The 14,288-nt window shown below is 66.5% G+C and carries 16 protein-coding genes and 1 tRNA gene; 9 read left to right on the forward strand and 8 right to left on the reverse strand.

The window, feature by feature from the left end:
- Positions 1 to 48: 48 nt before the first annotated feature.
- A complete protein-coding gene (locus ACI1V7_RS00310; protein WP_404529804.1) occupies positions 49 to 834 on the reverse strand; it encodes an IclR family transcriptional regulator in 786 nt (261 codons plus the stop codon).
- Between the two features lie 139 nt (positions 835 to 973).
- On the opposite strand from ACI1V7_RS00310, the gene ACI1V7_RS00315 reads away from it, so the two are divergent.
- The 7 genes from ACI1V7_RS00315 to ACI1V7_RS00345 all read left to right on the forward strand — a co-directional run bounded on the left by ACI1V7_RS00315 (position 974) and on the right by ACI1V7_RS00345 (position 6,869).
- Complete coding sequence (locus tag ACI1V7_RS00315) at positions 974 to 1,360, forward strand: diacylglycerol kinase (protein WP_404529805.1); 387 nt, start codon at positions 974 to 976, stop codon at positions 1,358 to 1,360.
- Positions 1,361 to 1,381: 21 nt separating this feature from the next.
- Positions 1,382 to 2,020, forward strand: a complete 639-nt coding sequence (locus ACI1V7_RS00320; protein ID WP_404529806.1) for a peroxiredoxin — start codon at positions 1,382 to 1,384, stop codon at positions 2,018 to 2,020.
- Positions 2,021 to 2,160: 140 nt separating this feature from the next.
- Positions 2,161 to 2,934: a sulfite exporter TauE/SafE family protein gene (locus ACI1V7_RS00325; RefSeq protein WP_404529807.1), complete on the forward strand. Its 774-nt coding sequence runs from the start codon at positions 2,161 to 2,163 to the stop codon at positions 2,932 to 2,934.
- A gap of 184 nt (positions 2,935 to 3,118) precedes the next feature.
- A complete protein-coding gene (gene cysT, locus ACI1V7_RS00330; RefSeq protein ID WP_404529808.1) occupies positions 3,119 to 3,964 on the forward strand; it encodes a sulfate ABC transporter permease subunit CysT in 846 nt (281 codons plus the stop codon).
- On the forward strand, positions 3,965 to 4,864 hold the full coding sequence (cysW, locus tag ACI1V7_RS00335) for a sulfate ABC transporter permease subunit CysW (RefSeq protein WP_404529809.1): 900 nt from the start codon (positions 3,965 to 3,967) through the stop codon (positions 4,862 to 4,864).
- 2 nt (positions 4,865 to 4,866) lie between these two features.
- A complete protein-coding gene (locus tag ACI1V7_RS00340; RefSeq protein WP_404529810.1) occupies positions 4,867 to 5,940 on the forward strand; it encodes a sulfate/molybdate ABC transporter ATP-binding protein in 1,074 nt (357 codons plus the stop codon).
- Positions 5,937 to 6,869 (forward strand): CysB family HTH-type transcriptional regulator, encoded by a 933-nt coding sequence (locus tag ACI1V7_RS00345; protein WP_404529811.1) that lies wholly within the window; start codon positions 5,937 to 5,939, stop codon positions 6,867 to 6,869. The genes ACI1V7_RS00340 and ACI1V7_RS00345 overlap by 4 nt, the downstream gene beginning before the upstream one ends.
- Positions 6,870 to 6,962: 93 nt before the next feature.
- Here ACI1V7_RS00345 and ACI1V7_RS00350 read toward each other — a convergent pair whose 3' ends face one another.
- The 5 genes from ACI1V7_RS00350 to ACI1V7_RS00370 form a co-directional block, all read right to left on the reverse strand.
- Positions 6,963 to 8,009: an aldo/keto reductase gene (locus tag ACI1V7_RS00350; protein ID WP_404529812.1), complete on the reverse strand. Its 1,047-nt coding sequence runs from the start codon at positions 8,007 to 8,009 to the stop codon at positions 6,963 to 6,965.
- A gap of 118 nt (positions 8,010 to 8,127) precedes the next feature.
- Positions 8,128 to 9,165, reverse strand: coding sequence for a quinone-dependent dihydroorotate dehydrogenase (locus ACI1V7_RS00355; RefSeq protein ID WP_404529813.1), 1,038 nt, complete (start codon positions 9,163 to 9,165; stop codon positions 8,128 to 8,130).
- 103 nt (positions 9,166 to 9,268) lie between these two features.
- A complete protein-coding gene (locus tag ACI1V7_RS00360; RefSeq protein ID WP_404529814.1) occupies positions 9,269 to 9,997 on the reverse strand; it encodes an arginyltransferase in 729 nt (242 codons plus the stop codon).
- A gap of 58 nt (positions 9,998 to 10,055) precedes the next feature.
- Entirely contained in the window at positions 10,056 to 10,778 is a 723-nt protein-coding gene (gene aat / locus ACI1V7_RS00365) for a leucyl/phenylalanyl-tRNA--protein transferase (RefSeq protein ID WP_404529815.1), read from the reverse strand.
- Between the two features lie 22 nt (positions 10,779 to 10,800).
- Positions 10,801 to 11,388 (reverse strand): NUDIX hydrolase, encoded by a 588-nt coding sequence (locus ACI1V7_RS00370; RefSeq protein WP_404529816.1) that lies wholly within the window; start codon positions 11,386 to 11,388, stop codon positions 10,801 to 10,803.
- A 184-nt stretch (positions 11,389 to 11,572) separates the two neighbouring features.
- Between ACI1V7_RS00370 and ACI1V7_RS00375 the strand changes: the two genes are divergently transcribed.
- Positions 11,573 to 11,649: transfer RNA gene (locus ACI1V7_RS00375), tRNA-Met, on the forward strand.
- A gap of 166 nt (positions 11,650 to 11,815) precedes the next feature.
- Positions 11,816 to 12,238, forward strand: a complete 423-nt coding sequence (locus ACI1V7_RS00380) for a T6SS immunity protein Tdi1 domain-containing protein (RefSeq protein ID WP_404529817.1) — start codon at positions 11,816 to 11,818, stop codon at positions 12,236 to 12,238.
- Between the two features lie 95 nt (positions 12,239 to 12,333).
- Here the strand turns inward: ACI1V7_RS00380 and ACI1V7_RS00385 are convergent, their stop codons facing one another.
- A complete protein-coding gene (locus ACI1V7_RS00385; RefSeq protein ID WP_404529818.1) occupies positions 12,334 to 13,230 on the reverse strand; it encodes a DNA-3-methyladenine glycosylase family protein in 897 nt (298 codons plus the stop codon).
- Positions 13,221 to 14,129, reverse strand: a complete 909-nt coding sequence (locus ACI1V7_RS00390; RefSeq protein WP_404529819.1) for a DMT family transporter — start codon at positions 14,127 to 14,129, stop codon at positions 13,221 to 13,223. Before ACI1V7_RS00390 ends, ACI1V7_RS00385 begins: the two co-directional genes overlap by 10 nt.
- Positions 14,130 to 14,288: the final 159 nt, after the last annotated feature.

Below are 14,288 nucleotides of genomic sequence, written 5' to 3' on the forward strand. Positions count from 1 at the left end.
CGGGGTCAGAGTCCAACCGTCAACACCGGACTCTGACCCCTACCGACGTTACACCGCCGGCGTCGTCCGGTGCCCCAGCGTCGCCGAGATCTGCGTGGCGGTGCTGACCAGGTCGTCCAGCCATTCTTCCTGCAGGCGGTCCGCCGGCGCCGAGATCGACAGGCCCGCGACCAGCTTGCCGCCATCGTCGTAGATGCCGGCCGCCATGCAGCGCACGCCCAGTTCCAGTTCCTCGTTGTCGCGCGCATAGCCGCGCGCGCGCACCAGCGACAGCTCGCGCTCCAGGCGCGCCAGGTCCGTGATCGAATTCTTGTTGTGGCCGGCCAGCCCCGTGCGGGTGGCGTAGGCGCGGATCGTCTTCGGTTCGTCGATCGACAGGAACAGCTTGCCCGTCGAGGTCAGGTGCAGCGGCCCGCGTCCGCCGATGGCGCGCACCACCTGCATGCCGGAGCGTTCGGAAAAGGCGCGGTCGATGTACACGATCTCGTCGCCCTGGCGCACCGACAGGTTGACCGTCTGGCGCGTCTTGTTGTGCAGCAGGCGCATCAGGTCGAGCGCCGCCTCGCGCACTGACAGCCGGCTCTTGACCACGTTGCCCAGTTCGAGCAGGCGCATGCCCAGCCGGTAGGTGCCTGGCTCGACGCGGTCGACGAAGCGCGTCACCACCATGTCGTTGAGGATCCGGTGCGCCGTCGACGGATGCAGGCCGGATACTCGCGACAATTCCTTCAAGCTGACCGGATCGGGATAGCTGGCCAGGACGTCGAGCAGGGCCACCATGCGCTCGATGACCTGGATCGACGTCTTGGCCGGTTCGGGGGTTTCCAGTTTCATGATGTGGTTGGTGCGGTGCGGTATATTTCTTCAGTTTATACCATAATGTGAAAAAAAGTGGTCGTCAACCCAGATTCATGTTGCGCAGCTGTCAAGCTATGTGGGCATAATGGCGGTCCTGTACAGCATTGCGAGCACCATGGAATCACCGAGCAGCGAGTTCAAGAGCAAAGGCGGCCTGAAGCGGATTTTTTCGGCCATGCGTTATTCCTTCGATGGCTTCAAGGCAGCCTGGCAACATGAACATGCGTTTCGCCAGGAATTGATGGTCGCCGTGCCGGCCGCGATCGTGGCGCTGCTGCTGAAGATCTCCGCCTTCCAGAAGCTGGCGCTGATCGCCGTGCTGGCCCTGGTGCTGCTGGTGGAACTGATCAATGCCTCGATCGAGGCCGTGGTCGACCGGGTGTCGCTGGAACGCCATCCGCTGTCGAAGGCGGCCAAGGACCTGGGCAGCGCCGCCGTCGCCCTGGCCATCCTGATCGCGCTCGCCACCTGGGCCGTCGTGCTGTACAACCGCTTCCTTTAACCTCCACAGAAGGAGAAGACAATGACCTTACGCCTTGGCGACACCGCACCGGACTTCGAACAGGATTCCACCATCGGCAAGCTCCGCTTCTACGACTGGGCGGGCGACTCCTGGGTGGTGCTGTTCTCGCACCCGGCCGACTTCACGCCGGTCTGCACCACGGAACTGGGCCTGACGGCCAAGCTGAAACCGGAATTCGACAAGCGCAACGTCAAGGCGATCGCGCTGTCCGTCGACCCGGCCGACAAGCACAGCGAATGGATCAAGGACATCGAGGAGACCCAGCAGACCGTGGTCGGCTTCCCGATCATCGCCGACGCCGACAAGAGCGTCTCCGAACTGTACGACATGATCCACCCGAACCAGTCGGCCACCGCCACCGTGCGCTCGCTGTTCGTGATCGACCCGGCCAAGAAGGTGCGCCTGATGATCACCTACCCGATGAGCACGGGCCGCAACTTCGACGAAGTGCTGCGCGTCATCGACGCCCTGCAGCTGACCGACGGCTACACCGTCGCGACGCCGGGCAACTGGAAGGATGGCGACGACGTCATCATCCCGCTGACCGTGCAGGATCCGGAGCAGCTCAAGCAGAAGTACCCGAAGGGCTTCAACGCGCCCAAGCCCTACCTGCGCTTGACGCCGCAGCCGAACAAGTAATCGGTCTTGTGGCGTAGGGTGGGCATCACATGCCCACCATCTCTTTCCCCTGCTCACATTCTCCGCATAAGCAAATAAGGAAGCTGTCCTTTGCCCTGCGGATGAGGTGCCTTACCCTTGGCCGTCCTGAGGGTAAGCCCATGTCCATTACATACATTCTGTCCGGATTCGCCGTCGGCCTCCTCGTCGGCATGACGGGCGTCGGCGGCGGCTCGCTGATGACGCCGCTGTTGACGCTGCTGTTCGGCGTCAACCCGTCGGTCGCCGTCGGCACCGACCTTGCCTTCGCCTCCATCACCAAGAGCGCCGGCACCATCACCCACCGCGTGCGCGGCACCGTGCAATGGCATATCGTCGGCCGCCTGTGCGCGGGCGCCTTGCCGGCCGCGCTGCTGGCCACGCTGGCGCTGCACCGCTTCGGGCCGCTCGACGCGGCCATCGGCCAGGTCATCCGCTATTCGATCGCCGTCTCCGTGCTGCTGACCGTCGTCGCCATCCTGCTGCGCGGCCGCATGCTGGCCTGGATCCACCGCAATCCGCAGCGCCAGCTGCAGGGACGGCGCCTGACCGCCGCCACCGTCGCCGCGGGCGCCGTGCTGGGCGTGCTGGTCACGGTGTCCTCGATCGGTGCCGGCGCGATCGGCGCCACGCTGCTCGTCATGCTGTACCCGAGCCTGCAACCGGCCGAAGTGGCCGGCACCGACATCGCCTATGCGGTGCCGCTGACGGCCATCGCGGCCGTCGGGCACTGGTGGCTGGGCTCGATCGACTGGATGCTGCTGCTGACGCTGCTGGTGGGCTCGCTGCCCGGCATCACGATCGGTTCCTGGGCCGCCAGGGCCGTCCCGGAGCGCTTCCTGCGCGGCTTGCTGGCGGTGACGCTGGCCGGGGTGGCGGTCAAGCTCCTGCACTGACGGTGTGCAGGCGACGGTGGGCACGGCGTGCCCACCCTGCGAAACAAAGGCGCTGCGGCGCCTTTTTCTTTGGCTCTGCAAATACATGCAGGTTGTAAGCAAATGATTTTTGCTTCGTTTGCAATATGCGTTCCCAATGCGATTATGTCTCGCTATTAGAAGAAATTGTAATAAAGGCGGACTAATGAATACTATTGTGCAATCCCGTAGCAGCGCGAACCGGGTCATCCCCGGCTTCGGCCTGTCGCTCGGGTTCACGCTGTTCTACCTGGCGCTGCTGGTGCTGATCCCGCTGTCGGCGCTGTTCCTCAAGACCTTCACGATGAGCTGGGACGCCTTCTGGACGGCCGTCACGTCCGAGCGCGTGATGGCGTCCTACCGCCTCAGTTTCGGCGCCGCGCTGCTGGGCGCCGCCATCAACGTCGTGTTCGGCGGCATCGTCGCCTGGGTGCTGGTGCGCTACACCTTTCCCGGCAAGCGCTTCGTCGATGCGCTGGTCGACCTGCCGTTCGCGCTGCCCACGGCCGTCGCCGGCATCACGCTGACGGCGCTGTACTCGTCCAACGGCTGGATCGGCCAGTACCTGGAAAAGGTCGGCATCAAGGTCGCGTTCACGCCGCTGGGCGTCGTCATCGCGCTGACCTTCATCGGCCTGCCGTTCGTCGTGCGCACGGTGCAGCCCGTGCTGGAAGACACCGAGCGCGAGCTCGAGGAGGCAGCGGCCAGCCTGGGCGCGAGCCCGTGGCAGACCTTCGTGCGCGTGATCCTGCCGAGCATCGTGCCGGCCCTGCTGACCGGCTTCGCGCTCGCGTTCGCGCGCGCCGCCGGCGAGTACGGGTCCGTCATCTTCATCGCCGGGAACATGCCGATGGTCTCCGAGATCACGCCGCTGTTCATCATCACCAAGCTGGAGCAGTACGACTATACGGGCGCCACCGCGATTGCCGTGGTGATGCTGCTCGCATCCTTCGTCCTCCTGCTGGCCATCAACCTGTTGCAGGCCTGGACGCGCAAGCGTGCGGGAAAATAAATGAGTGCCGTTCTCGATCGCGCCGTCAAGGACGCCGCCGCCGCGCAGGCGCCGCGCCGCGCCACCAATACGCTGGAGCCAGGCTGGGTACGCTATGCCCTGATCGCCGTCGCGCTGCTGTTCCTCACGCTGTTCCTGTTCGTGCCGCTCGTCTCCGTGTTCGTCGAGGCGCTCAAGCACGGCTGGAGCACCTACAAGGATGCCGTGCTCGATCCGGACGCGCTGGCGGCCATCAAGCTGACCTTCATCGCGGCCGCCATTTCCGTGCCGCTGAACCTCGTGTTCGGCGTCGCCGCCGCCTGGGCCATCGCCAAGTTCGACTTCCGCGGCAAGAGCCTCCTGATCACGCTGATCGACCTGCCGTTCTCCGTCTCGCCCGTGATCGCGGGCCTGATCTACGTGCTGCTGTTCGGCTCCCAGGGCTGGTTCGGCCCGTGGCTGATGGACCACGACGTCAAGATCCTGTTCGCCGTGCCCGGCATCGTGCTGGCGACGATCTTCGTGACCTTCCCCTTCGTCGCGCGCGAACTGATTCCGCTGATGCAGGCGCAGGGCAGCGAGGAGGAAGAGGCGGCGCTGGTGCTGGGCGCGTCCGGCTGGTCGACGTTCTTCCGCGTCACGCTCCCCAACATCAAGTGGGGCCTGCTGTACGGCGTGATCCTGTGCAATGCCCGCGCGATGGGCGAATTCGGCGCCGTGTCGGTCGTGTCCGGCCACATCCGCGGCGAGACCAACACGATGCCGCTGCAGGTCGAGATCCTCTACAACGAATACAACTTCACGGCCGCCTTCGCGATCGCGTCGCTGCTGGCCCTGCTGGCGCTGGTGACGCTGGCGGTCAAGACCTTCATCGAGTGGCGCCTGCACCAGTCGACCAAAGACACCATCACGGAGCATTGAGCATGACGATCGAAGTCCAACACATCCGCAAGCAGTTCGGCCAGTTCACGGCCCTGGACGACGTCTCGCTGCAGTTCGCCGACGGCGAGCTGACCGCGCTGTTGGGGCCTTCGGGCTGCGGCAAGACCACGCTGCTGCGCATCATCGCCGGCCTGGAATTCCCGGACGCGGGCCGCGTGCTGCTCGATAACGACGACGCCTCGGACCGCCACGTGCGCGAGCGCCAGGTCGGCTTCGTGTTCCAGCACTACGCGCTGTTCAAGCACATGACCGTGTTCGAGAACGTCGCCTTCGGCCTGCGCGTGAAACCGCGCCGCGAGCGCCCGAGCGAGGCGCAGATCCGCGAGAAGGTCAGGAAGCTGCTGGAGCTGGTGCAGCTCGACTGGATCGCCGACCGCTATCCGCCGCAGCTCTCGGGCGGCCAGCGCCAGCGCATCGCCCTGGCGCGCGCGCTGGCCGTCGAGCCGCGAGTGCTGCTGCTGGACGAGCCGTTCGGCGCGCTCGACGCCAAGGTGCGCAAGGAGTTGCGGCGCTGGCTGCGCCAGCTGCACGACGAGCTGCACGTGACCTCGATCTTCGTGACCCATGACCAGGAAGAGGCGCTCGAGGTGGCCGACCAGGTGGTGCTGATGAACAAGGGCCGCGTCGAGCAGCTGGGCACCCCGCACCAGGTCTACAACCAGCCCGCGTCGCCGTTCGTGTACGGCTTCCTGGGCAACGTCAACCTGTTCCACGGCCGCGTGCAGGACGGCGTGCTGGCCAGCGGCGACGCCACGTTCAGGACGCCGCAGCAGGACGGCGTCAGGAACGGCGCCGGCATCGCCTACGTGCGCCCGCACGACCTCGACGTCGAGCACTGGGTCGCCGGCGGCGAGGGCGTGCCCGTCAAGCTGCGCCGCGCCCACGCGATCGGCCCGCTGGCCCAGCTCGACCTCGAGCGCGCCGACACCGCCGAGATCATCGAGGCCGTGATCCCGAACGAGCGCTATCGCGAGCTGTCGCTGAAGGACGGCGACACGCTGCTGGTGAGACCCAAGCGCATGCACGTATTCGTCGACGAAGAGGAGGGGGCATGAATTTCCAGCAGCTGCGATCCGTGCGCGAGGCCGCGCGCCGCAACTTCAACCTGACCGACGTGGCGAACGCGCTGTTCACGTCGCAGCCCGGCGTATCGCGCCAGATCCGCGAACTGGAGGACGAACTGGGCGTCGTCATCTTCGAGCGCAACGGCAAGCGCCTGACGGGCCTCACCGATCCGGGCAAGGGCATCCTGAAGATCATCGAACGGCTGCTAGTGGAAGCGGAGAATCTGCAACAGGCCAGCACGGAATACGCGGGCCAGGACAGCGGCACGCTGCGCGTGGCCGTGACCCACACGCAGGCGCGCTATGCGCTGCCGCAGGTGGTGCAGGCCTTCCGTACGGCGTATCCGGGCGTGCGCATCGCCCTGCAGCAGAGCGCCCCGGAACACATCGCCGAATGGGTGCTGTCCGGCCGCGCCGACATCGGCATCGCGACCGAGGGCCTGTCGACGTTCCCGGACCTCGTGTCCTTCCCGTGCTACCGCTGGAGCCACGTGGTGGTGGTGCCGGACGGCCATCCGCTGCTGGCGCACACGCCGTTGAAACTGTCCGACCTGGCCGAGTATCCGCTCATCACCTACGACGTCGGCTTCACGGGCCGCAGCCACATCGACGCCGCCTTCGCCGCGGCCGGCGTGAGCCCGGACATCGTGCTGACGGCCATGGATTCGGACGTGATCAAGCAGTACGTGTCGCTGGGGATGGGTGTGGGCATCGTCGCCTCGATGGCCTTCGACCATGGCCGCGACCGGGGCCTGCGGGCGATCGAATCGTCGCACCTGTTCGCGCCGAACGTGACGCGGCTGGCGGTGCGCCGCGGCGCCTATCTGCGCGCGTATGCCTTCGATTTCATCGAGCGGTTTGCGCAGGGGTACACGAAGGCGGATGTGGAGAAGGCCTTGCAGGCGGCAGCGGTCGACTAGAACGACGTCGCCCCTGCGCCGGCAGGGGCCCGATTTCTGCGAGCTGCTCGCAACTTGGGCCCCTGCCTGCGCAGGGGCGACGTGGTGGTGGGTTTATTGGCCGGGATTCGTGTACCGTGCATGAATCCCATCGATCGCCTTCACGACGTCGTCGGACAGCACGATGCTCTCCGCATCGATGTTTTCCTTCAGCTGCGCCAGATTGGTCGCCCCGATGATCGTCGACGCCACGAACCAGCGCGAATAGCACCACGCGAGCGCCATCTGTGCCGGCGTCATGCCGTTGGCGCGCGCCAGTGCCGCATACTCCCTCGTCGCTTCCACCACCATCGGCCGCAGGTAGCGCGGGCTCCACGTGGGCGGGTAGATCGTCAGGCGGCCGACGGCCTGCGGGTCGTCGACGTACTTGGCGCTGAGCTGGCCGAAGGCGAGGGGGCTGTAGGCCAGCAGGCTCACGTCCTCGCGGTAGCACACCTCGTCCAGCAGCGTCGTCTCGAAGGCGCGCGCCGTCAGGTTGTACAGGTTCTGGATGGTGGCGATGCGGGGCAGGCCCTTCGTCTCGGACTGCTTGACGTACTCGCACACGCCCCACGGGCTCTCGTTCGACACGCCCACGTGGCGGATCTTGCCGGCCTTGACGAGGTCGTCCAGCGCGCCCAGCGTGTCCTCGATCGGGACGCTGTTCCTTTCCTTCTTCGGCTCGAAACTGTTGGCGCCGAAGATCGGCACGTTACGGCTCGGCCAGTGCAGCTGGTACAAATCGACGTGGTCCGTCTGCAGGCGCTGCAGGCTGGCGTCGAGTGCGGCGCGGATGTTCGCCGGGTCCAGGTTGTGGCGGCCGCCGCGGATCCAGGTCTGGTTCGCGTTCGGACCGGCGGCCTTGGTGGCCAGCACGATCTCGTTGCGCTTGCCCGTCTTGTTCAGCCAGCTGCCGATGAAGCGTTCCGTCGCCCCTTGCGTGCCGGCGCTGGGCGGCACCGGGTACATCTCGGCCGTGTCGACGAAGTTGATGCCGCGTTCCAGGGCGTAGTCGAGCTGGGCATGCGCCTCGGCTTCCGTGTTCTGTTCGCCGAAGGTCATGGTGCCCAGGCAGACGCGGGATACGAGCAGGTCGGTCTTGCCGAGACGGTTCATCTTCATGAAGATCCTTATTCGCTAAAAAAACCGTCGCCCCTGCGCAGGCAGGGGCCCAATTTGGCGTGTCGGCTGCGCAAGCGAAATTAGGCCCCTGCCTGCGCAGGGGCGACGAGGCGATATGTTATTTGCGCAATGCATCCGCACACTCGCGCACCAGCGCCGGCCCGCGATAAATGAGGCCGCTGTACAGCTGCACGAGCGACGCACCCGCTTCGATCTTGGCCCGGGCGTCGCGGCCCCGCAGGATGCCGCCCACGCCGATGATGGGCACGGCGTCGCCCACTTCCTTCTTCAGCGCGCGGATGACGATGTTCGACAGGTCGAACACGGGCGCGCCCGACAGACCACCCTGTTCGGTGGCATGGCGCATGCCTTCGACGTCGCGGCGGTTCAGCGTGGTGTTGGTGGCGATGACGCCGTCGATGCCGTGGCGGATCAGCGCGGCGCCGATGTTGCGGATCTGGTCGCCGTCGACGTCCGGGGCGATCTTCAGCGCCAGCGGCACGTAGCGGCCATGCTGGTCGGCCAGGCGCGATTGCTCGCCCTTCAGCTGCGCGAGCAGGGAATCCAGTTCGGACGCGCCCTGCAGCTGGCGCAGGTTCTTCGTGTTGGGCGACGAAATGTTCACCGTGACGTAGCTGGCGTAGGGATAGACCTTGCGCAGGCATTCCAGGTAGTCATCGGCGGCGCGCTCGATCGGCGTGTCGGCGTTCTTGCCGATGTTCAGGCCCAGCACGCCCTGGCGCTCCTGGTAGAAGCGCGAGGCCTGGACGTTGGCGACGAAGGCGTCGACGCCGCCGTTGTTGAAGCCCATGCGGTTGATGATGCCGCGGGCGGCCGGCAGGCGGAACATGCGCGGGCGCGGGTTGCCGGGCTGGGCGCGCGGCGTCACGGTGCCGATCTCGATCGAGCCGAAGCCCAGCGCCGCCAGGCCGTCGATATACCTGCCGTCCTTGTCCAGGCCGGCGGCGAGGCCGACGGGGTTCGGGAAGGTGATGCCCATGACCGTGCGCGGGTCGGGCTTGGGCTTGCGGACCAGGGCGGTCAGGCCCAGGCGTTGCGCCTTGACGAGGCCGGGCAGGGTGACGTTGTGGGCCGTTTCAGGATCGAGTGCGAACAGCAGCGGGCGGGCGAGGGCGTACAAGAGTGTGTCGGACATAGTATTCCATCGTGAAGTCGCGACATTTTACCTTGCGTTGCTGCTCCGCCGCATATTTCACGATTGCATCATATGGCGTTCGCCATACCATGCGGCCACGCCCTTACTGGTCGAGTACGCCCCATTCGCCGTCGATGCGCGCTTCCAGCGGCTTGAAATTGATCTTGTATGCCATCTTCGGGCTCTGCTCGATCCAGTAGCCGAGGTAGACGTAGGGCAGGCCCAGCTCGCGCGCCTGGCCGATCTGCCACATGACGTTGTAGGTGCCGTAGGAAGCGCCTTCGACGTCCGGGTCGAAGAAGGTGTAGACGGACGACAGGCCGTCGGACAGCACGTCGATGATCGAGACCATGCGCAGCGTCCCGTCCGGCTCGCGGAATTCGACCAGGCGCGTATTGACGCGGCTTTGCAGCAGGAACTGGGCGTACTGGTCGCGGCTGTCCTGGTCCATGCCGCCGCCCACGTGGCGCGTGGTCTGGTAGCGCAGGTACAGCGCATAGTGCTCGTCCGAGAACGACAGGTTGGCGACCATGGCGGCGAGGTCGCCGTGGCGCTTCCAGGCGCGGCGCTGGCTGCGGTTGGGCGTGAACTGTTCGGCCGTTACCCGTACCGGGATGCAGGCGCGGCAGCCGTCGCAATAGGGCCGGTACGTAAAGATGCCGCTGCGGCGGAAGCCGTTGCGTACCAGTTCTGAATAGACGTCCGCGTTGATCAGGTGCGACGGCGTGGCGACCTGCGAGCGCGCCTGGCGCGCGTCGAGGTAGCTGCAGGGATAGGGTGCCGTGGTGTAGAACTGCAGCGTGGAAAATGGCAGGTCATTTAGGTGCGTCATGCAATGCTCTCGAGACGACGTTTGACGCCATTGTAGCCAAAGACGCGGGCGCGCACCGTTAGGTGGTCAACGGTGACGCGACTTCCCACCGTGCGATCTGCGGTTCGGCGATGGCCTGGCGCAGGTGGGCGAGGAAATCGCGGCGCGCGATCGGCACCGCGCCCAGCGAGGCCAGGTGGCCCGTCTCCTGCTGGCAGTCGAGCATGCGTACGCCATGGCTGCGCAGGAAGGCCACCAGGTAGGCCAGCGCCACCTTGGACGCGTCGGAGACGCGCGCGAACATCGATTCGCCGTAGAACATGCGCCCGATCGAGACGCCGTAGGCCCCGCCGACCAGTTCGCCGTCCAGCCAGACCTCCGACGAGTGGGCGTGGCCCATCGCGTGCAGGCCCGTGTAGCCGGCGATGATGTCTTCCGAGATCCAGGTGCCGGGGCCGTCCTTGCGCGGCGCGGCGCAGGCGCGCATCACGTCCTCGAAGGCGGAATCGAAGCGCACGTCCCATCGTCCTCCCTCCAGGCGCGAGCGCTCGACCTTCTTCAGCGTCTTCTTCAGGCTGTCGCTGACCTTGAAGCGGTCCGTGTACAGCACCATGCGCGGGTCGGTGCTCCACCACAGGATCGGCTGGCCTTCGGAGAACCAGGGGAAGATGCCGTTGCGGTAGGCCTGCAGCAGGCGCTGCGGCGACAGGTCGGCGCCGGCCGCCAGCAGGCCGGGCGCGTCCGTGGTCAACGCCTCGGAGACGTCGGGGAAGGGGGTGTTTGCCTCGAGCCAGGGGATCATGGTGCGGTCCGATGGGTGAGGGTCAATCCGGCTGCACGGGCGCGCGCATGGGGCGCGTGATGTCCTGCGTGTGGAAGCCGTAGCCGTCCTGGCTGCCCGCACGGATGCGGGCGCGGTCGGCGAAGAAATGGTCGAGCGTCGTGCGGATGGTCGGGAAGGCGAGGTCGTCCCAGGGGATCTCTTTTTCCGAAAACAATTGCACGTCGAGGCTTTCGATGCCCGGCGCGTAATCGAGGTCGACGAGGCGCGCCAGGTAGAACAGGTGCACCTGGTGCACGTGGGCCACGTTCAGCAGCGTGAACAGCGGGCCCAGTTCGACGTTGGCGCCCGCTTCCTCCTCCGTCTCGCGCACGGCCGCTTCTTCCGTCGTCTCCTCGTTTTCCATGAAGCCGGCCGGCAGCGTCCAGTAGCCGTGGCGCGGCTCGATCGCGCGCTTGCACAGCAGGACCTTCAGTTCGCCGTCCGCTTCCCAGACTGGGATCGAGCCGATCACGAGCTTCGGGTTCTGGTAATGGATGGTGCCGCAGTGGGTGCACACGTAGCGCGGCCGGTTATCGCCTTCGGGGATGGCCACCGTGACCGGATGGGCGCACTCGGAGCAGAATTTCATGGAATAAAACGCAGTTTGAATGTTGCCCTTACTTTACCACCGTCTCGCCCTGCCGTACCGCAATCGGCGCGCGACACGCCCCGCACGGGCGGGCCGCAGTTGAAAATTCCATGCTCCGGATTCTCGGAAAAAGAGACTGCCATTGCCAAGAGAGGGGAAGCTGCGTATAATGCAAAGCATCAGACGCGGGGTGGAGCAGTCTGGCAGCTCGTCGGGCTCATAACCCGAAGGTCACAGGTTCAAATCCTGTCCCCGCAACCAGATTCGAAGCCGTTGATACCTGTTCAGGATCAACGGCTTTTCCATTTTCAGGCCGCCATCCATGGCGGACTCGACGCGTCGCAATCTCTCACCGCATCGCCGCAACCGCTGCCGTCCAGGCCGGTCGAAGGGGTACCGGCTGCGCTGCCGGCTTTTCTTGCGGAGCATGACGATGATTACCGTGGAAGAAATCAATGAAGCGTGGGGCTGGGTCGGCCTGAATGCCGTCGAGGTATTGGGTGAGAATGCCTTCGGCCACCTGATCATGCGCGACGAGGACGGGACGTACTGGCGCCTGTCACCCGAGCAGCTGTGTTGCGAACCCGTGGCCGAGGACCGCGCCGCCCTCGATGCGCTGTCGTACAACCAGGAGTTCCTGGACGACTGGTACATGCCGGAACGCGTGCGCCTGGCCGAATCCACGCTGGGGCCGCTGGCGGCGGGACGCAAGTACTGCCTCAGGATTCCCAGCGCGCTGGGCGGCCACTACGGGCGCGACAACCTGGCGACCGTGCCCTTGTCCGAACTGATCCGTTTTTCGGGCGAGGGGGCGCAGCAGTTCGACGGATTGCCGCGCTGGGATGCGTGACTGGAGCCAATCGCAGGGTGGGCACCATGTGTCCACCAAGTGCTCGCGTCACGTCGGCGCCCGGTGGTGCCCACCCTGCCATGGACCGGTACCGTTCAGGCGACCGGGGCGCCCAGGCTGGCCCAGCAATATGCGGCGGCCATCGTGCGCTGCGGGCGATACGCCAGCAGGAATGCTTCCGCTTCGCGCAGGTCCGGGCGTGGTCCGTCCGCGCCACCCAGCAGGCGCCCGATCGCATTGCGCACGGCCACGTCGCCATGCAGCGAGCAGTCCGGATACCCATAGCCGCGCAGCAGCGCGTAATTGACGGTCCAGGGACCGATGCCCTTGATGGCCAGCAGGCGCTCGGCGGCGCCGGCCGCGCCGTGTTCGTCCAGCAGGCGTTCGAGGTCCAGGTCGCCGTCGGCCACCAGGCGCGCCAGGCGCAGCAGCGTTTCCGCTTTCGCGCGCGAGAACTTGCGCATGCCCAGCTGGTCGGCGTCGAGGCGAGCGACATCGGCCGCTTCCGGATAGCACCACATCCCGCTCGCATGGGGCCGTCCGGCCAGTTCGATGAAGCTGCGCCGCAGCGCGATCGCGAAGGCGAGATTGATCTGCTGGCCGATGACGGCCCAGGTCAGGGCCTCGAACACGGTGGCCGCCTGGATCACGCGCAGGCCCGGATGGCGCCCCACGAGCGGGGCGAACAGCGCGTCGCCGGCGACCATGGCCGCGAACGGCGCCGGGTCGATGGCCAGGCCCAGCATGTTGACGAGCGCCGCGCGGGCCCGCGCCGCGACGGGGCCGTCCGCATCGATGGCGCAGTCGGCATGGTCGTCGTGGATGGCCAGGTCGAGCAGCGTCGGCACGCCATCCAGCAGGACGGCCTTGCGGATGTGCGTTCCCTCGACGCGTTCGGCGGGCCCGTTCGCGTCGCGGCCGTGGAAGGCGAGGGCGTGGGCGGGAACGTAGCCGGCCGGCAGGGCGATGGCGAAGCGCGTACTCACTTGCATGCCGTTCCGCTGCCGGCGCCGGCCGGCGCCGCGCGGCCCCAGCGCGGGCTGAAACCCGTCACCAGGGCGGTGCCGACCAGCACGATGGCCGAACCCGCGACCGTGTACCAGCCGATGATCTCGCCCAGGAACAGCGTGCCCCACAGGATGCCGAACAGCGGATTCAGGAAAGTCACCGTGAGCGCCGAGGTCGTGCCGACTTCCTCGATCAGGCGGAAGTACAGCAGGTAGGCGATGCCGCTGCACAGCACGCCCAGCGCCAGTACGGCGGCGGCGATGCCGATCGTGGGGCTGCCGCTGGCCGGGAAGAACGGCAGCACGGGCAGCACCATCAGGGCCGAGGTCCACATGGTGCCGTGCGCGTTGGCGAAGGCATCCACGCTCGGCGCCGAGCGCGCATACAGGCTGGCCACGCCATAGCTCAGCGCCGCCAGCAGGGCCGCGCCGATCGCGATGCCGGCGCCGTCGCGGCTGGCCACGTGGTCGAAGCCGACCAGCAGGGCCACGCCCACGGTGCCCAGCACGAGGCCCAGCAGGGTGCGCGGTGCGATGGCCTGGCGCGTCCAGGCGGCGCCGAGCAGCGCGCTCCACATGGGCGCGGTGGCGTTCAGCACGGACAGGACGGACGCCGACAGCGTGCGCGCGGCGAAGGCGAACAGCAGGAAGGGCAGCGCCGAATTGAAGAAGCCGAGGATGAAGTAATGCTTCCAGTGCGCGCGCAATTGCAGGCGCTTCTTCAGCACCAGGCCGACCAGCGCCAGGAACAGGGCCGCCAGCAGCACCCGGAACTCGATCAGTACCGCGGGCCCCAGCACGGGTGCGGCGATGCGCATGAAGAGGAAGGAACCGCCCCAGATGGCGGCAAGGGAAAACAGGCGCAGCAGGTTGGCGGAATTCATTGTCGTTATCGTTATCGTGGTCCGGCGCGGAATCGACAATGATACAAGGAGGCGGGGCTGGCTGCAGATGTCTCTTCAACATACCGTCGCCCCTGCGCAGGCAGGGGCCCGATTTCTGCGAGCTACTCGCAACTTGGGCCCCTGCCTGCGCAGGGGCGA

Origin of the sequence: Massilia paldalensis, assembly GCF_044901715.1 — a bacterium.
Classification (GTDB): domain Bacteria; phylum Pseudomonadota; class Gammaproteobacteria; order Burkholderiales; family Burkholderiaceae_D; genus Telluria; species Telluria paldalensis.